The sequence below is a fragment of the Neorhizobium tomejilense genome (genome assembly GCF_964254135.1).
Lineage (GTDB): Bacteria > Pseudomonadota > Alphaproteobacteria > Rhizobiales > Rhizobiaceae > Neorhizobium > Neorhizobium tomejilense.
In genome coordinates, this window is the sequence record NZ_CAXUSO020000002.1 from 170,757 (window position 1) to 189,088 (window position 18,332).

At 61.9% G+C, this 18,332-nt stretch carries 14 protein-coding genes and 1 pseudogene; 7 read left to right on the forward strand and 8 right to left on the reverse strand.

What is annotated here, in order from left to right:
- Nucleotides 1-454: 454 nt before the first annotated feature.
- Entirely contained in the window at nt 455-1,732 is a 1,278-nt protein-coding gene (locus ACSQ3G_RS23635) for an ABC transporter substrate-binding protein (RefSeq protein ID WP_436111914.1), read from the reverse strand.
- 194 nt (nt 1,733-1,926) lie between these two features.
- Here ACSQ3G_RS23635 and ACSQ3G_RS23640 point away from each other — a divergent pair, with 194 nt between their 5' ends.
- The 6 genes from ACSQ3G_RS23640 to ACSQ3G_RS23665 are packed head-to-tail and all read left to right on the forward strand — an operon-like array spanning nt 1,927 to nt 10,066.
- Nucleotides 1,927-4,446, forward strand: a complete 2,520-nt coding sequence (locus ACSQ3G_RS23640) for a hypothetical protein (RefSeq protein WP_436111915.1) — start codon at nt 1,927-1,929, stop codon at nt 4,444-4,446.
- Nucleotides 4,447-4,461: 15 nt separating this feature from the next.
- A complete protein-coding gene (gene bglB / locus ACSQ3G_RS23645; RefSeq protein WP_436111916.1) occupies nt 4,462-5,556 on the forward strand; it encodes a beta-galactosidase BglB in 1,095 nt (364 codons plus the stop codon).
- Nucleotides 5,553-6,917, forward strand: a complete 1,365-nt coding sequence (pglB, locus tag ACSQ3G_RS23650) for a polygalacturonase PglB (RefSeq protein WP_436111917.1) — start codon at nt 5,553-5,555, stop codon at nt 6,915-6,917. The genes bglB and pglB overlap by 4 nt, the downstream gene beginning before the upstream one ends.
- Entirely contained in the window at nt 6,905-8,023 is a 1,119-nt protein-coding gene (locus ACSQ3G_RS23655; protein ID WP_436111918.1) for an ABC transporter ATP-binding protein, read from the forward strand. The genes pglB and ACSQ3G_RS23655 overlap by 13 nt, the downstream gene beginning before the upstream one ends.
- A complete protein-coding gene (locus ACSQ3G_RS23660) occupies nt 8,010-9,005 on the forward strand; it encodes a carbohydrate ABC transporter permease (protein WP_040125508.1) in 996 nt (331 codons plus the stop codon). The genes ACSQ3G_RS23655 and ACSQ3G_RS23660 overlap by 14 nt, the downstream gene beginning before the upstream one ends.
- Nucleotides 9,006-9,007: 2 nt before the next feature.
- Nucleotides 9,008-10,066, forward strand: coding sequence for a carbohydrate ABC transporter permease (locus ACSQ3G_RS23665; RefSeq protein ID WP_436111919.1), 1,059 nt, complete (start codon nt 9,008-9,010; stop codon nt 10,064-10,066).
- Nucleotides 10,067-10,069: 3 nt separating this feature from the next.
- Here the strand turns inward: ACSQ3G_RS23665 and ACSQ3G_RS23670 are convergent, their stop codons facing one another.
- From ACSQ3G_RS23670 to ACSQ3G_RS23685, 4 genes are all read right to left on the reverse strand, one after another.
- Nucleotides 10,070-11,110 (reverse strand): LacI family DNA-binding transcriptional regulator, encoded by a 1,041-nt coding sequence (locus ACSQ3G_RS23670; RefSeq protein WP_436111920.1) that lies wholly within the window; start codon nt 11,108-11,110, stop codon nt 10,070-10,072.
- 286 nt (nt 11,111-11,396) lie between these two features.
- The gene (locus tag ACSQ3G_RS23675; protein WP_436111921.1) at nt 11,397-11,540 is read right to left on the reverse strand and encodes a hypothetical protein; all 144 of its coding nucleotides are present in this window, start codon (nt 11,538-11,540) and stop codon (nt 11,397-11,399) included.
- A 22-nt stretch (nt 11,541-11,562) separates the two neighbouring features.
- Complete coding sequence (locus ACSQ3G_RS23680) at nt 11,563-12,156, reverse strand: hypothetical protein (protein WP_436111922.1); 594 nt, start codon at nt 12,154-12,156, stop codon at nt 11,563-11,565.
- Nucleotides 12,149-13,282, reverse strand: coding sequence for a gluconeogenesis factor YvcK family protein (locus tag ACSQ3G_RS23685; RefSeq protein ID WP_436111923.1), 1,134 nt, complete (start codon nt 13,280-13,282; stop codon nt 12,149-12,151). The genes ACSQ3G_RS23680 and ACSQ3G_RS23685 overlap by 8 nt, the downstream gene beginning before the upstream one ends.
- A gap of 370 nt (nt 13,283-13,652) precedes the next feature.
- On the opposite strand from ACSQ3G_RS23685, the pseudogene ACSQ3G_RS23690 reads away from it, so the two are divergent.
- Nucleotides 13,653-14,689 (forward strand): annotated as a pseudogene (locus ACSQ3G_RS23690) (IS110 family RNA-guided transposase).
- 318 nt (nt 14,690-15,007) lie between these two features.
- On the opposite strand, the gene ACSQ3G_RS23695 reads toward ACSQ3G_RS23690, so the two are convergent.
- The 3 genes from ACSQ3G_RS23695 to ACSQ3G_RS23705 are packed head-to-tail and all read right to left on the reverse strand — an operon-like array spanning nt 15,008 to nt 18,290.
- On the reverse strand, nt 15,008-16,735 hold the full coding sequence (locus tag ACSQ3G_RS23695; protein WP_436111924.1) for a Na/Pi cotransporter family protein: 1,728 nt from the start codon (nt 16,733-16,735) through the stop codon (nt 15,008-15,010).
- Nucleotides 16,732-17,376 (reverse strand): dual specificity protein phosphatase family protein, encoded by a 645-nt coding sequence (locus tag ACSQ3G_RS23700; RefSeq protein WP_436113176.1) that lies wholly within the window; start codon nt 17,374-17,376, stop codon nt 16,732-16,734. Before ACSQ3G_RS23700 ends, ACSQ3G_RS23695 begins: the two co-directional genes overlap by 4 nt.
- An 8-nt stretch (nt 17,377-17,384) precedes the next feature.
- Nucleotides 17,385-18,290, reverse strand: coding sequence for an inositol monophosphatase family protein (locus ACSQ3G_RS23705; protein WP_436111925.1), 906 nt, complete (start codon nt 18,288-18,290; stop codon nt 17,385-17,387).
- Between the last annotated feature and the right edge of the window lie 42 nt (nt 18,291-18,332).

The window sequence follows — 18,332 nt, forward strand, 5'->3', positions numbered from 1 at the left end:
AATGGCACGCAATGCGGCCTCGTCGCCAAGGCGGCGGGCCAGTGACGTCGCTTGCTCTACTGCTGAGGCCAGTTCGGCGAGCTCATCGGCGACCTCCTGCAGTTCATCGTTCGAAGGCGTTGCGATTTTGCGTAGGTCGTCTTCGCTCCCGACCCAGGGCACCAGCTGCTACATGGCCAATGCAGCTTCGCGTTTTGCTCGCGACGCAGCATCCGCAGCGTTCGAACGGCGCTGGTCGATATCGCGCGTGCCGCGTCAACAGCCGTTCGCAGGTCAGTACTGTCGTTCGTTTCCAACGAGTGAGCCCGCAGACGAATATGGACATTGATGCCCGGGCGGGCCCCTAGTCGTTCAGTCTGAAAGAGGCAGCCGAGCCCCCTGAGCCAGATGCGCTTTTTAGCCTAGGTCTTGGTATGGCATGCCGGGTTGCGTCGCCACCCGGCATGCCGGATCGTCACTTAACCGCCAGAGCCTCGTTGATCTTGCCGGCGTCGGCCTCGAGGTTCTTGTAGGTTTCCTCCAGGCTCAATTCGCCAACGATGAGCTGGCTCATGCGCTGGACGATCTGCTGGTAGATCGCCGTCCCGCCCTTCATGCGTTCGAAATCGCGCGCGGCCTGCGGAACGTTCTTCTTGTTGTCCAGAAACACCGCCATGGATGCCTTGGCGTCGTCGCTGGAGATCTTGTATTGCGGGTTCTTGATGTCCGCGCCCGTCAGGATGACATAGGTCTCGGCGATTTCGCGCTGCACTTTCTCGGAGCCGAGAAACTCGATGAACTGCGCGACCGCTTCGGGATGTTCGGTGCGCTTGAAACCGACGATCGCGGTCGCACCGGGCATTGCATAGCAACCCGCATCGCCGCAGGGCGCGTTGATGGCCGTCCACTGGAACGCGTTGCCGATCTTCTTCTGGAAGGGGTTCACCATCCAGTTGCCGGCGAGGTAGGTGACGACATTGCCGTTGACGAATTCATCGCCCATGTTCTTGTATTGCGAGCCGCCGGCTGCGCCCCACATCTCCTTGGGAAAACTGCCGTTCTGGGTCCAGGAATAGAGGTCGGCGATATATTTGCGCGCACCTGCATCCGGGAAATTGAACTTGCCGTCCTTCACATAGACCGAGCCGTAGGAATAGGCGCCGCCGGAAAAACGGTGGCCCGACCGGTCCATGGTGAAGGGGATCTGCGCGCCCGTCGCCTTTGCAACGCGGGCGGAAGCTTCGACGATCTCCTTGAGCGTGGCCTTGGGGCCGGGCAGTGGCTCGCCGGCCTGCTCGAACAAGGTCTTGTTGACGAACGGCAGGTTCAGCGTCTGGGACGCGACATAGCCGTTGATCGACTTCGGGTCGTTGATATTGGGCAGGCGGAGCTGGTTGAGGCTGTCCCCGTGGAGCTTGGCGAAAGCCTCCGGGTCCTTCATGTGGGACCGCATGTCGAGATAATAGGGCGCCAGCTGCCAATCGGTGATCTTGGCGAGATCCGGACCCTTGCCTGCCGCCAGCTGGACCGGCAGCTGCTTGACCACCGCGTCATAGCCGGACGATACGAAATTGATCTTGACGTCGGGATGTGACGCCTCGAATTCCTTGCTCAAGGCGGCCATGCGCTCGACATAAGCCTGGTCGTCGTCGGTGAACAGGAACGTAATGGTCTTGGCGTCCGCCATGGCCACGCCCGAAAGAGCGAAGGCCGAGAATACGAACGCACTTATCCCGGATAGAAGTCTCTGCATTTTTCATCCTCCCAATGAAAATATTTTCACAATTCGGAAGATTTCCTTTCGGATATTCCTTCGAATTTCTCCTTTTTGAAGCTTGACAATCCAAACGTCAAGCTGTCTTGTCGCGCTAAATTCGAAACTGCTCACAAAGCTGACGGGCGAGTTTCAATTTATGAAAAGATTTTCATGATCTGAGGGAGGCAGTCATGGAGCACTCACCTGCAGCCGCAGGCCGTTCCGGCGGTGCCAGCTATCATGTCGCCCCGGGCGAAACCGTCACCGCGTGGGTCGTCTCGGATTTGCGCCAGGCGTATTTTCCAGGTGAACCGGCGCCGGCGGAAGATCGCGTCAACTACCGCTTCATCAACGGCTTCGTGGATGTCGGCGACTTGCCTTGCCGGAAGGCCTTCCAGGCACAGATGATCGGACGGGAAATCCCTGCCGAGCACGACTGGAAGCCGGCCTCCCTGAACCTGCCGGGGCCGAACCGCCGCGTCGAGTTCACCGGCTTCTGGCACGTGCCCACCCATGTCGGCCGCTGGCTGCGCGGCAGTTTCCGCCCCGAGGCTGCCCGCCACGTCCCGATGCGGCTGAGAACCTGCGGCGGCGTGCGGATCTGGGTCAACGGCGAGGAACAGGTGCGGTTCGAGCCCTTCCGTCGCAATGTCGAGAGCGAAACGGGGATCGTCCTGGCGCTGAAGGCCGGCGACAACGACGTCCTTGTGCTGACCGAAGACCTGGCGGAGCGCGACACGATCTGGTTCTTCGAGCTGGAACTGGCCGATACCCAACCGCTGGACATCGCCCTGCCGACCGCGCTGGACCGGCAGGAGGTCCGGCGGCTCGAGCTCCTCGCGCGTGCCATCCGGCCCGCCGTCGACGTTTTCGTCGATCGCCCGCTGGAAATCCTCTTCGACACCCCGCCGGGGGCCGATCTGCCCGTCGGCATCGAGGTCGACAGCCATGGTCATGACCGGGCCGTGCTGGCGACGGCGGACCTGATGCTGGGTGCCGCCGAGACACGGCTTGTCGCTCCCGCAATCAAAGGCCTGCCGGACGGATATCACGGCATCAGGCTGAAGATCGGTTCCGGCGCTGCGGCCGTCGCCCGCCATATCGACGCCGCCTTCATGAGCGGCCTCGTCCTGCCGCAAGCCGCCGCCACGCTTGCCGAGCGCAAGCGTGAGGCGCTGATCTTCAGCGCCCGTTTCGGCGCCGAGCGGATCGGCCGCGTGCTTGCCATGGCTGCAGCCGGCGAGATCGACCGCGAGGCGACGGACAGGATCATCGCCGCCACGCTCGAGATCATCGACCGGCGGGAGGATTGCTCGGATTTCGTGATGGTGCCGCTCCTCTGGCTTCTCGGCGAATATGAGCATGTCCTGTCACGGGAGACGGCGGAGAGCATCCGCGCCTCCGTCGCCGGCTACCGCTACTGGGTGGACGAGCCCGGCAACGACGTGATGTGGTTCTGGAGCGAGAACCATGTCCTGTGCTTCCACACGAGCCAGCTGATCGCCGGCAGGTTGATGCCGGATACGGTGTTCTCCGCTTCCGGCAGGACGGGCCGCGAGCAGGCGCGGCTGGCGGAAGGCCGGCTTCGCCGCTGGTTCGACAGCGTCGAGGCGCACGGCCTCGCCGAATGGAATTCCGCAGCCTATTATCCGGTGGATTTCATCGGTCTGCTCGCCCTCGAACGCTGGGGCGGAGACGATATCGCCGCGCGCGCTCGCCATCAGCTGGATCTGATCTTCGCGATGATCGCGCTGCACACTCTGGCGGGCGTTCCCGCCGGCTCGCAGGGACGCGCCTACGACAAGGAGTTGCGGGCCGGGCCTCTGACGGAACTGGCGCCATTCGCCCGCGTGGCGTTCGGCAGCGGCTGGCTGAACGGCGGCGTCGCGTCCCTGCCGATGTTCTGCGCCGGTTCCTACGCGCCGCCGGCCGACCTGCTGGAGTTTGCCCAGCTTGCGCCCGGACGCGCGATAGAAGCGCGTTACGCGCAGGGGCTCGAAAGCGGCAGGCTCGTGCTCTTCAAGACGGAAGCCTCGCAGCTCTCGACCGTGGTCGATCACAAGACCGGCCGGCGGGGCCACCAGCAGCACGTGCTCGACATTCGGCTTGCCGGCCACCCGATGGCGAGGCTCTGGGTCAACCATCCCGGCGAAGACGACCCTTGGGGCACGCAGCGCCCGTCCTATTGGGCCGGCAACGGCGTTCTGCCGCGGGTCATGCAATATCGCGACGTCGCCCTGCTGATCGCCGACACCGAAGGCACGCGCCATGCCTGGACCCATGCCTATCTCGGTCGCGACGGCCTCGACGAGGTCGTTTTGGACGGAAACTGGCTCCTGGCCCGCTCGGGCCGGGGCTTTGCGGCACTCCATGCGACGAACGGACTTGAACTCGTGACCGACGGCGCGACCGCCGGACGCGAGGTGCGCTCCGAGGGTGCCCTCACCGGTTGGGCGGCGGTGGTGGGCGCGGGCGACGAAGCCGCTTTCCGTCATTTCGTCGAACGTATCCGCGCCACCTCCGTCTTGTTCGACACCGACAGCAAGGCGCTGAGCCTTACGCCGCCGGATCGCGAAACACTGGTGCTCTCTTATGCCGGCGAATTCACCGTCGGCGGAGAGCCGCGACCCTTCATCCACGACCAGCCCGTGCCGATCCTGACCTATGACAGCACGACCGCCGGCGATGGCGCCCATCCATTCTATGCATAAAGGACATTCCGACCGATGGATTCGATGACCCTCAACAAACCGGCCCTGCAGGAGACGATCGATCAGGTCGCGGTTGCGTTCAGCCGCCTCAAGGGCATCAAGGAAGGCCTTGCCGGTGCCGATGCGGACGGCGGTATCCAGTTCGACGAATGGGACTGGGAAGTCGGCGTCGGCCTCTACGGCTTCCTGCGCCGCGCGCTTGCCGCCGGCGACCGGAAGGCTATCGACGACCTCGTCGCCTGGTACGGCCGGCAAATCGGCCGGGGCCTGCCGCCGCGGCAGATCAACAGCACGGCACCGATGCTGCCGCTCGCCATCCTTATCGAACATGTCGACCGGCCGGATTTCCGCGCGCTTGTCGAGGACTGGGCGGACTGGCTCGTCCACCGGCTTCCGAAGACCGAGGACGGCGGTTTTCAGCACGTCGTCAAGGAACGGCTGAACGACGGCGAGCTGTGGGACGATACGCTGTTCATGGCCGGGCTGTTTCTGGCGCGGGCGGGCGTCGCCTGCGGGCGTCGCGACTGGATCGACGAGGCCGTCTACCAGTTCATGGTGCATGCCCGCTATCTGTCCGATCCGGTCACCGGCCTCTGGTACCATGGCTGGACCTTCAACGGCCGGCACAATTTCGCCAAGGCCTTCTGGGCGCGCGGCAACGCCTGGATCACGGTCGCCATTCCCGAACTGTTCGAGCTCGTTCCCGATCTCGAGGAAAAGGACAAGCGTTTCCTCTCGAACGTGCTTGCAAGCCAGGTCCACTCGCTGAAGCGACTGCAGCGTCCGGACGGCATGTTCCATACGCTGCTCGACGACCCGACATCTCCGCTTGAAACATCGGCGACGGCCGGGATCGCCTACGGCATCCTGCGCGGCATCGATGCGGGCATCCTCGATCCTTCCAACCGGGTGCATGCGGAACGCGCGCTGGCGGCCGTGCTCTCCCAGGTCGACGACGAGGGCGTCGTCCAGGGTGTTTCGGATGGCACCCCGATGGGGCACGATCTCGATTTCTATCGCCGGATCCCCAACCTGCCGACCCCTTATGGGCAGGCGCTGACGATGCTGCTGCTGACGGAAGTCCTGCTCGAGGGCGAGGAGGGCGCATGAACAGGTTCCCGTCCCTTCTCATCGAGCCCGTGCAGGAGGACGAGACGGCGCGCATTCAGGCGGCGATCGACCAGGTGGCAGCGCGCGGCGGCGGCTGCGTCGAACTTGCCGAAGGCGTCCACAATACGCGCGGCCTGAGGCTGCAATCCGGCATCGAGCTTCATCTGGCGATGGGCGCGATCCTGCGCCCGGCGGCCGACTACGGGGCTTACGAGCAGACATCGGTTTCGGTTGTCGCCGAGAAGTCGAACCGTGCGATGATCGTCGCCAGAAACGCGACGGACATAGCCTTGACCGGCCCGGGGCGGATCGAGGCGGGCGGCGAACATTTCATCGCCGGCAATGACGAGGCGATGGGCACCTTTGTCCCGGCGGAATTCCGCCCGCGGGTGGTGGTCTTCGAATCCTGCCGCGGCGTGCGGATCGAGCAATTGGAAATTGTCGATTCGCCGATGTGGACGCTGCACCTGGTCAATTGCGACGACGTCTATGTTGGCGGCGTGAAGGTATCGAACAACCGGCGCATGCCGAATACCGACGGCCTCGTTCTCGACGCTTGCCGGCACGCGGTGGTGGAGGATTGCGTCATATCGACGGCCGACGACGGCATCTGCCTGAAGACCAGCACTGGGGCGGACGGCCAGGCGATCGGAGAATGCGAAAACGTGCTCGTGCGCCGCTGCCTGGTCGAAAGCAACAGCTGCGCGCTCAAGATCGGCACGGAATCCTACGGCGATTTCACCGACGTCGTCTTCGAGGACTGCCGCATCCAGGATTCAAACCGAGGACTGGGGCTGTTTTCGCGCGACGGCGGGCACATGACCAATATCCGTTTCTCCCGGATAGAGGTGGATTGCCAGGAGACGCTCGACGGCTTCTGGGGATCGGGCGAAGCGCTGACGGTGACGGTGGTGGATCGCATCCCCACCCGCCGGGCCGGTGTCGTTCGAAACCTCGTCGTCGAGGACCTCCACGGCCAGATGGACGGGGCGATCGCGCTCGTTTCGACGTCCGCCGCAGGAATCGACCGCGTCAGGCTTTCGCGGCTGCGACTGCGGCAGCGGAAGGGTCCGCTCGGCACCGGACTTCGTTATGATCTGAGGCCGACCAACGCGGATATCGCACCGAGTGCGGACGCTGCCGGCCGAGCGAATGCATGGACGAAGGGCGCGGACGGACGGGTGGTCGGCCTTGTCGACTACCCGGGTGGCATGCCGGCGCTTTTTACCGCCGGCATAGAGGAGATTACGATCGAGGAGACGCATTTCGAGAGGCCGCAACCGATACCGGAAGGCTGGAACGTCGAAAGCGTCATCCATAAAGTGACTGAACCTGACGGGAGCAGGGAATGGGAAATCTGAAACTTACGAATGTCACCAAGGCGTTCGGCGCGCTGACCGTTCTGCACGGCATCGACCTGACGATCGACAACGGCAAGTTCGTCGTTTTCGTCGGTCCGTCCGGCTGCGGCAAGTCGACCCTTCTGAGGATCATCGCGGGGCTGGAGGACATCAGCGCCGGCGGCATCGAGATCGGCGGGCGCGACGTCGTCCAGCTTTCGCCGGCGGAACGGAAGATCGCCATGGTCTTCCAGTCCTATGCGCTCTATCCCCATATGAGCGTGCGCAAGAACCTCGCCTTCGGGCTCGAGAACCTGAAATTCAAGCGCAGCGAAATCGAGGCGCGGATCGGGGAGGCGGCCCGCATGCTGGCGATCGAGCCCTATCTGGATCGCAAGCCACGGCAGCTTTCCGGCGGCCAGCGCCAGCGTGTCGCGATCGGACGCGCCATCGTGCGCAATCCCGATATCTTCCTCTTCGACGAGCCGCTCTCGAACCTCGACGCGGCGCTGCGCGTACAGACAAGGGCGGAAATCACCCGGCTGCATCGCCAGCTGAGAACGACGATGATCTACGTCACCCACGACCAGGTGGAGGCGATGACCATGGCCGACGAGATCGTCGTGCTCAATGCCGGCCGGATCGAACAGGTCGGAACGCCGCTCGAACTCTTCGACAATCCGAGGAACCTCTTCGTGGCGGGCTTCCTGGGTTCGCCGCGGATGAACATGCTGAAGGGCCAGGTGACGGCGGTCGGCGAAGCCGGGGTGACGATCGACGCCGGCTACGGCGCACCGCTCTCTGCGTCGATCGATCCCGCCGCGGCGAAAGTAGGCCAGGCCGTGCTCGTCGGCATACGGCCCGCGCATTTTTTGGTCGGCGACCAAGGACTGCCGTTCGTCGTCCAGTATCACGAGAGCCTCGGGACCGAGACCTATGTCTACGGGACGCTCGAGGGGCGGGACGAACAGATCATCGTCCACCAGACCGGCCATTTCGCGCCGCGGACCGGCGACCTTCTGCGGATCATGCCGCTATCCGGCCGGGTGCACGTCTTCGATCCCGATAGCGGCCTGGCTCTGCCGCAGTCCGTCAGCCAACGGAGTGATGTCCATGAGCACGCCTAAGGCGACCGATCTCGGCGGCCGTGCCCTCGACTTCGTCATGGGCATCGTCGAGGCACCGATCAACGGGTTCGAACGGCTGATGGGCAGGAAGCGGATGCCCTATCTGTTCCTCGCACCGAACCTCATCCTTTTCGGCATCTTCACCTTCCTGCCCATCGCCATCGCGGTTGGCTACGCCTTTACCGGCGGCACCGGCCTTTTCGTGTCGGAGCGGCCTTTCGTCGGCTTCGACAATTTCCGCCAGCTCCTGCAGTGCGAGGACTACCTTCGTCCGGGGAGTTGCCGCGAATCCCTGTTCTGGACGGCGGTCTGGAACACGCTGTGGTTCGTCGGCTTCAATGTCGCCGCGACCCTGCTCGTGGCATTGGTGACCGCTCTCATCCTCAACCGGGCGATGGCCGCGCGCGGTTTCTTCCGGGCCATGTTCTTTTATCCCGTCCTGCTGTCGCCGGTCGTCATCGGCCTGATCTGGAAGTGGTTCCTGGACCGCAACGGCCTGCTCAACGCCTTCCTGCAGATGCTCGGCGTTCCGCCGGAAATCTTCCTGCTGGACGTCGGCTGGTCGCGTTTCTTCGTGGTGGTCGTTTCGGTCTGGTTCCACATGGGCTTTTATACGCTGATCCTTCTCGCCGGCCTGCAGGCCATTCCGAAGGACCTCTACGAAGCCGCCTCGATCGACGCTGCCTCGCCCCGGCGCACGCTGTTCCGGATCACGCTTCCGCTTCTCGGGCCGAACCTGCTCGTCGTGCTGATCCTGCTGATGATCCGCTCGGTCCAGATCTTCGACGAAGCCTGGGTGCTGACCAATGGCGGCGGGCCCGGCACGGCAAACAGCTTCATCGTGCAGTACATCTACCAGATGGCATTTGGCAGCGACCTGCGCCTTTTCGGCCTCGCCTCGGCCGCCTCGGTGCTGATGGGTCTCGTGCTGCTGGCCCTGACGCTCATACAGCTGCGGCTTGGCCGCAAGATGGAGTCCTGACCATGTCGCAAGGCCTCTCACCCATCGCCTTCCTGACACGCACCCGCCGGCCGGGCCGGATCGGCCTCACCGACATTCTCTCCTGGGCCTGGCTGGTCCTGGGCACGCTTGCCGTGCTCATTCCGGTGGTCTGGGCGGGGCTTTCCTCGTTCAAGCCGGCCGCCGAGATCACCCGCTTTCCGCCGACGCTGCTGCCGCGTGCGGCGGTCCAGCAGACCGTACCGGGCTTCGACGCCCCGCTCAGCCTCTGGACCGTCGACGTCGACGGCCAACGGCGCGAGATGGCGATGGTCCGGCGCATCGGGCTGAAGGCCCAGATGATCGATCCGAGCAATCCCGGACCGCCGGTCAGCGTCGACGTCAAAAGCATGTCGCCGGTCCAGCGGCTCACCATCGCGACCGAGAACTATACCGATCCGCTCACCAGGTTCGACTTCCTCACCTTTCTGAAAAATTCGGTCTTCGTCACCTTCGTCGCAACACTGCTGACGCTCGTCGTCAACGCGCTTGCGGCTTTCGCGCTGTCGAAATACCGCTTCCGGGGCGAGAAGGCGATCTTCGTGCTGATCATCTCGACGCTCATGATCCCCCTGACGGTAGTCATGGTCCCGGCCTATCTGGTCGTCGTCGGCGTCGGCCTGGTGGACAGTCTCTGGGGCATCATCATCCCGACGATCGCCTCGCCGACCGGCGTCTTCCTGCTGCGCCAGTATATGCTCACCATTCCCGACGAACTCATCGAGGCGGCCCGTGTCGACGCGGCAAGCGAGTTCCGGATCTTCTGGCGCATCGTCCTGCCGCTGACGGCGCCGGCCCTCGCGGTGCTGGCGATCTTTTCCGTCCTTTGGCGGTGGAACGACTTCCTCTGGCCACTGATCGTCTTGAGCAGCCGCGAAAACTTCACCCTGCAGGTCGGGCTCAACGCCTTCCAGGGCGAGTTCTCGGTGCAGTGGAACTACATCCTCGCCATGACCTTCCTGAGCCTGGCGCCGGTCACGGTCGTCTTCCTGTTCCTGCAGAAATACATCACCACCGGCATTGCCGGCACCGGAATGAAATGAGGTTCACCTGCGGGGCGGCGCGACGCTGCCCCGCAGCACCAGCTTGCAGCCGAGCTCCAGCCGGTAGGCCGGCCGCAGCGGATCGTTGGCGACCAGCCGCTGTTCCAGAAGGCTGATTGCGGCCGCCCCCAGCCGGTCGGTCGGCAACTGGACCGTCGAGAGCGGCGGGGTGCTGAATTCCCCAGGCACGATATCGTCGAAGCCGAGCACGGACATTTCCTCCGGCACGCGCATGCCGAAGGCTGAAAGCGCCCTGAGGCAGCCAAGCGCCAGGTTGTCGGCAGCGCAGAAGATCGCGGTTGCGCCGCGCAGGCTGCTATCTTGGGAAAGCAGCTGGCGGATCGCCTGCTCGCCCTGGCGGGGCTCGTATCCCTCCGCCTCGACGATCATCTCCGGCAATACGGCAAGGCCGGCTGCAAGATGCGCATCGGCATAGCCGTCATACCGGCGGCGGATGGTGGTCCTGCCCTTCCAGGTCAGATGCAGGATGCGGCGATGGCCGAGCGAAAGCAGGTGCTCGGTTCCCTGGCGGGCGCCGAAGCGGTTTTCACCGGTGACCGTATCGACCAGCATCGAAGGGTCCTCGCCGTTCAGGATGACGAGCGGCGCTCGTCCTGCGGCAAGGGCGCGGATCAGTTCCTGCCGGTCGTCGTTGAGGATGACGATGCCGTCGACGTTTTCGGCCTGCGCCATCCGGCGCACCTCGTTGGCGTCGATCCGGCTGCCGGCGCTGACGAAAGGCACGATCCGGATGCTGAGCCGCTCGCATTCCTGGCGCAAGCTGTTGAGCATCGTCCAGCTGACGAGATTGACGTCGCTGTGAGGCGCCGCATCGCTGGTGATCGCCAGGAGGATGGTGCGAAGCGTGGCGATCGTCGCCCGGCTCCTGCGCTTTTCCAGATATCCCAGCCTTTGCGCGGAATTGAGCACCCGCTCGCGAACCTCTATGGAGATCGGCGCGGTTCCGTTGAGAACATGGGACGCGGTACTGAGCGAAACACCGGCATCCAGAGCCACATCTTTCAAGCCTAGCTTGGCTTTCAACGGAATTTCTTTCGATCTAAGCTGGGTTTTTGAAGCGCCGATACGAGCAAACAATGTCTCACATTGCTCGTGCGGTCCATTTGGATATTTCCGCGCACGACTCGTTGCCGGAGCGGTGCTTCATCCCCCTGATGTGATGAACCTCGTCCATCATGCATGCTCACGGGGCTTCAACGCAAGAAAATCTTGACGCGGCCTTCCGTCGAAAAGCCGCGTCGCCGTTATTGCGGGAGCGCTCCCGTCTTCTCGCCCCAGGCATCTGTGTCCGACACCAGATGCCTTGGACTTATTCGTCGATGACGATCGACTTGCCTTCCTTGACGGCCCGCAGGGCTGCGTCGGCTAGCATCAGGGCGATCACACCCGTCGGCGAAAGGCGAGGGGCCGAGTCGCTTTCGAGGCTGTCGATGAAGGCGGAAATTTCCGGCATTATGGAGCAAGTGCCACAAACACTAACAAGTGCCACAAACACTAAGTTGTATCCCCTGATAGAAAATGCCCGCACAGGGCAGGCATCTAATCAAGGAACTGGTTGATATCCTAGCGAAGGATATCCAGCCCTTTCCGCTCAACAAGATCGAGAATCTTGATAGCTGTGCTGTTTGGCTTTTTGCATCCCTGCTCCCACGCGGCCACAGTAATTTTCTTTTCTCGGCCTTTATGGCAATCGAGCCGCCGCCATTCAGCCGAGCACCGTTGCCGACCGTGATGGCATCGTCATTGCCGGCGGCAACCAATGTGAATCCACCCTCTTGGCCGATATCGCAATCAGCACCGACATGGATTGAGCCCGCATTGGCTTCCATGCGAACGCCACTGTGCAGAACCGTTCCTGAGCCGATCGAGATGCGACCGTTCTCCCCAGTCAAGATCGTCACGTTCGGCCAGATGAAGATGCCGGCCGTAAGCCGGATCTGCCTCGAAACCAGCGTCGAAAACGGATCCATCATCGTCACGCCGCGCTCGGAAAGCAGGATCGTTTCTTCGACCGTCAGGAACCCATGCACCGAGCGGGTGTCATCGATGCGGCGGATATGATCAATCATTCCGGGCCGCCTCATCAGCCGAAGCGATCGCCAGCAGCCGGTCTGCAACCAGATCGCCTTCATGCTGGCCGCGGTTCCAGGCATCCTCCAGCTCGTCGAGCATGGTCACATGCGCGCCATCCTTCGGCAGGTCGTCGGCCAGATAGGGAAAAATCCCGACTGTCTTCTCGAAAGGAAAGAGCAGCCGATTGCCCAGGACCTGCAGGGACGGCGACGTCTCAACGTCACCTGCTCGCCATGTGTCGCCGAAAGCGGACACGACATCGCCCAGCGACATGCCCAGCGTCTCACGGCACTGCAGAATATTGCCGATGAACACCTTCGGACAGCTTGCCCGCTCGACCGCCGCCAACACGCCATCGACCAGCAGATGGGGCAGAACGCTGGTGTAGAAGCTGCCGGGCCCGAAGGCAATCAGGTCGGCGCGCTCGACGGCTTCCAACGCAGCGGGGTTGGCGGATGGCGTAAGGCCTTGCTTACGCGTGAGTTCGATCGCCCGAATGCCGATCTCGGCATCCTTGTCCGACATCTTCGTAATCACATCCTGCGGGGCGAGCCGGTTGCCATTCTTCAAGGTCGCGGACAGGATGAGGTCGCTGTCGAGCGAGCATGGCCAGACATTGCCGGCGATGCCGCAAAGCTTGCGGAAGACGAAAATCGCGGTGTTGACGTCGCCATTATGAGCAATGCAGGCGCCGGTGAGGATGAAATTGCCGATACTGCCGTTGCGGAAATCGAAACCCTTGCCCACCGTGGTGGAGAAGGTCTTCAAATAGTTGAGGATCGCCCCGCGCAATCCAGCTTCCATCCGCTCCAGCAGCGGATGGCGTCCCTCGGCGTAATACTCAAACTCTGCCGATGTCTCTTCCACGCTGCGGTTGGCAGAGAGGCGCGTGTTACAGATCCGCACGATATCCCCGGAGCGTCCTTCCCCGTGCGCCATCGTCATCAGCGCCTGCCTGATATCGCCGATGGAAAGAATGCCAAGTTTTTCGCGAATAGCCTTGGAGCTTCCACCGCTATCCCAAGCAGGCACGATGCGCGTCAGATGCACCTGGCGGCGGCTGAGCGCGATGTTGATGGTGCGGCAGGCGGTCCCTCCCGAAAACAGGACGATGTTCCTCATTGACAACAAGGCGCCTTGATCAAGCCGTTCCCCCGTAGTTCGATCTTCAAAACAAATTGCATGGCATGAATGAACGAAAGCTGAGTTCTATAATGAGCAAAATTTCTGAACGCATTCTCATTAAATACTAGGTCTCCGTCAACAGCATGAACTGGCTGCTTCATGCCCCCAAACTACAAAAACCGCGATCTTCGAGGACAATAAAGCAGCGCCGACGAGTGCTGGATCGCCCGGCCTCCAGAGAGTTTTCTAGATGGTGTAACGGGCGGAGCCCAGCCAGCCGAGTTTGAAGGTTTGGTGGTCGTCCCTCACAATGATGGTGTCGCGGAGTCAGGAGTGGCCTGCTCCATAGCATCACGGAGAGACGACCATGAAGCAGTATGCCGGCATCGACGTATCATTGGAATACTCGAGTGTGTGCGTGGTGGATGCGGATGGCCGCATCGTGCGGGAAGCGAAGGTCCTCAGCGAGCCCGATGCGCTGACCGCCTGGTTTGCCGAGCACGGCGTGGCCATGGAGCGGATCGGCCTTGAGGCTGGCCCCCTGTCGCAATGGCTTTATGCCGGGATGGCGAAGACGGGTCTGGCGGTCGAGCTGATCGAGACGCGGCACGTGCGCGGCCTTCAAGACGATGCCGGTGAAGACCCACAAGAAGGATGCGCGGGGCATTGCGCAGGTTGATGCGGCTTGGTTGGTTCAGGCCGGTCCACTGCAAATCTCTTGCCGCCCAAGAGGTGCGCGCGCTGCTGACAGCCCGCAAACTGATCCAGGGGAAACCTCATGACATCGAGATGAGCATCCGCGGCATTCTTCGCGGCTTCGGCCTTAAGGTGGGACCGACGACGCGACGCACCTATGCGGCACGGATCCGCGAACTGATCGAAGGTCATCCGACCTTGGAGGCGATTGCCGCGTCGCTGTTGAAAGCGCGCGACGCGCTTGCGGACGAATTTGCCGGTTTCGAACGCAAGTTGCGTGTCATCGCCCGTCAGGACGACAAAGCCCGTCGGTTGATGACGACGCCGGGCGTCGGCGTCCTGGTGGCACTAACATTCGCGGCGGCCGTCGACGCGCCTGAGCGTTTCCGAACATCACGAGCGGTGGGGCCGCATTTCGGATTGACACCGAAGAAGTATCAATCGGGCGAGACCGACTACAGTGGTCGCATCTCGAAGATCGGCGATGTGGGTGTGCGAACCGCGCTCTACGAGGCGGCCAACGTCATCCTGACCCCGCCGGTCAAAGGATCGGACCTTAAAACTTGGGCGCTGGCGGTTGCCAGACGTGCGGGACCCAGAAAGGCGCGCGTTGCACTGGCCCGCAAGCTGGCGGTGGTGTTGCACCGCATGCTCAGGGACGGAACCAACTTCATTCCTCGCAAGGCAGCGCCAGTCATGGCCGGCTGAGGAGGAGGGTGTAAAAGGATGTAACAAGACAGGCTTTCGGGCGGGCCATACCATCAGCCCCCCGGAGCAAGGTCCCTTCGCCGGGACGATGGATGGGTTAGGCCGCAGTGAGGTAAGCAGCCCCAGTGGACTGCGCGTTTCTAGATTGGCCAACCGGTCCTCAGCAGACCCCATAAAGCAGCGACCCCGCGTCGACTGCGGACAGAAGCAAGCACTCGGCGAGGGATTAGGCTCAAAAGGGATTGACTCGCTAAAGCCCGTTACAGAAGCGACCTCACTCTGCCACGGTGCAGGCCGCTACTCACCCCTGATGAGATCTCAAGAGCTTGGAATTTCACGAGATCGGCGAAACACGGGGTTCTTCGGCGATGATGAAGGAGTTTCCAGATCCGGGTGACGGGTAGTTCTGCTTTGAAGCAGCTCTCCTTTTCGCTCGAGAACCGGATAAGCCGTCGCGGCAACGAGGTGCGAATTGATCTGTTTGAAATCACGAAGCAAATCGAGATGGAGCGAGCTTGTTTCGGCGGTGTCGATATCGCCCTTGCGAAGGCGTTTGAAATGATCGCTCATGCCTTCGCGTTCGGCTTCGCGGAAGACGATCTTTTCATCTGCCAGCATTCTGGCCACACGCTCGTCCTGAGACATGAACAATGCCGAAGCGGTCCTGAGATTTGTCGAAAGGCGGTCGATCAGGTCGGACAATTCGCGCTGCCCGTCTTTCGAAAACTTTATACCCCGCCGCAGCCTTTTTGCCAGATGGGGAAGGACGTTCTGGTCAAGCACATCGCCGGCATGTTCGAGGCCGGTAGAGAACAGTAGAATTTCGTCGAGCCGGTGGCGGTCGGTCTCGCTGAGTTCATCAGGATCAATCGAAGTCAGATACTGCTTTACCGCCTTATTCAGCCGGTCAAGGATGGTGTCCATCCTCCGTAACGCCGAAAGGGCACGTCGATCGTTGCTTGTCAGAGCTGCTTTCGTGCCTTTCAGCATCTCGCCGAGAATGTCCACAAGCCGCAGCACCTCTCTGGCGGCTGCCTGCAATGCGACGACCGGCGTCTCTTTGGCTGAAGCATCGAGGTAGCGGGGAAGGCCAGGATCGGTCGCGTCGATCTTCTGCGGCAATAGCCTGACCAACAGATTTGCCAAAGGCCCGAGGAATGGCATGACTGCGACGGCAACGATGAGATTGAACGCCGTATGGAAATTTGCAACGATCCGTGCGCCGTCGGTATCGATCGCCATCATCCACGTGACAATGGGTGAAAGCGCGGTGAAGACGATGCCGATCCCTGCAACGCGCGTCGCTAGATTTCCCAATGGCAACCGTTTGGCGGAAAGATCGCCGGGGGTGTTGCCCTCCACGACCGGATTTATCGCTGTGCCAAGGTTGGCGCCGAGAGTGAGTGCGAAGGCTTGATAGGGATCGATCAATCCTTTGCTGGACAAGGACATGACGAGCAGGACCACGGCAACGCTCGAATGTGCTGCCCAGGTCAGAATGGCGGCGAGTATCAGGCTCAGAACTGGCGTCTTGGAAATTGCCGAAAGCACGGCCTCGAAAGCCGGCGTGTCTGCGTATTCGGTCAGCACGGCGAGCAATTGGTGTAGCGCAAGCAGCATGAAGCCGATGCCGATGAACACACGCCCCAGGTCATGGACCTGCGGGTTCTGAGCTCGGCGAAACATCAGTACGCCAAGGAGAATAAGGGCGGGCGACACGGCAGCGACGTCAAAGGACAGGACCTGAACGATCAGGGTCGTTCCAACGTTCGCACCAAGCATGACAGCGAGCGCCGGTACGAGATCGACCAGACCTCCCGCAGCAAAACCCGATGCCATCAAGCCCGTGGCAGTGCTGCTTTGCAGGATCGCGGTCACGCCCAGCCCGGCCAAAAATGCTTTGAAGCGGTTGCTCAGGGCACGACCCAGAAACGACCTCAAGCCGGGACCAAAGGCTCGCTGGATGCCCGTCTGCACCATTCGGGTGCCCCAGAGAAGAAGGGCGATGTGTCCGGCAAGTGCGACGATGGCGATCATGAAGGTCATTTTGAGCGCACCGGCCGCGAATTTTCCTCGATACCCCGAATCCACGCCGCGGCTTGCCTGGCGGCCTCAATGAGGACCGGCTTCGGCGCCTTGTACCACTCGGTTTCGGGAAGGCTTCGCTGTGTCCGGACAAACGCGACGGCGCTTTCCAGCGTCGGGAATTCCTGTGGCAAAGTCGAGTGCAGGAAAAGCGAGACGACCACAACCGAGCGCGACCGCCCCCCTCGGCAATTGATAAGCACGCTACCGTGCTCGCGGCGCGGATAGGATGGCTTTTCGGGCAAAACCTGCTCGAGCGCTGCTTTCAGAATGTAATAGGCAGCGAGCATCTGTGTGTCGGGATTTCCGCTGCCGTCAATGAGGCCGATTTTGTAATATCGGATTTCCCCCGGCCCGTAGACGCTGCCCTCATGGTCCGCAACCAGTGCCGCCTGCTGCACGTAGTTGAAGTCCAGATTGACTGCGCAGTTGACGACAGTGGTGATACCGTGCTCGCGCAGCATCGGTAGATCGCTTGCACCTTCCTTGCCGGAGATATAGAGATCCACACCGTAGGCAGGATGTTTTTCGTAAATGAGGCTCAGCTTATCGAGCTGTTGCGATTCATCTCTTTCGCCACTAATTTCGTTGGCTCTGTTCATCATATCCGTCACGCCGCTCCGTTGCTCGCCAGAAGTTTCCCGATACGAGCGCTGGAGATTTCCCGCGCGATCCGATTGAGGGTAGGGTAGTCACCCCCACTGCCGGTGGCGACATAGCCTGGGCACATGAAATCCGGGCTGCCGGGGGGCACCTTTCCCAAAGTAAGGGGCTCGTAACGGCCGCCGGCGTTCTTCAGGATCAGGATCGCGGCCGCCACATCCCAGGAATTGACGCCAAAGCCGGCTGCCACATCGACGAAACCAGCCGCCACGTGCGCGATGCTAAGCGCGGCGCTACCGGGTCGGCGCACAGTGGAAAATGTGTCCACGAGATCACCAAGACGAGAAAGGGCGATCTCTCGGCCGTCGAGACGAAAATCGCGCGACACAGGATAGCCGGTGATCAGCGTCGCACGCCGTTCATCATCCGCGGCCTTCGATCGTATGATCTCGCCATTCAGATAGGAATGCTCGAGATCGGCCGAGAACAGCGCGTTCGCAACAGGATCGAACACGACGCCGGCAACGACGCTGTCATTTCGAACGGCCGCAATCGATACGCACCAGAAAGCAAAGCCGCTGGCGAAGTTCGCCGTGCCGTCGATGGGGTCGACATACCACCGGATGTCTCCATCTCCGATCTGTCCGCCTTCTTCCCCGAGAATGGCCGAATTCGGCTCATTCTCCAGAATAATATTGCGGATGGTGATCTCGGCATTCTTGTCGTGGACGGTGACGATATCGTGCAGGTCGCGTTTGTAGTCTACCTCCATATCCGATCTGAAAGCCGCCATTAGCGGCGCCTCAACAGTGCGGGCCGCCATCGTCGCCACAGCCATGAGGCGTTTTGCCTCCGCCACGCGCTGTTCTCCGGTTTTTGGCAAATCGTCCGAAGCTTTCTGCAAACTGGTCATGTCATCGTTCCATCATCAAGGTTCCGGCACGGGCACAGGGGT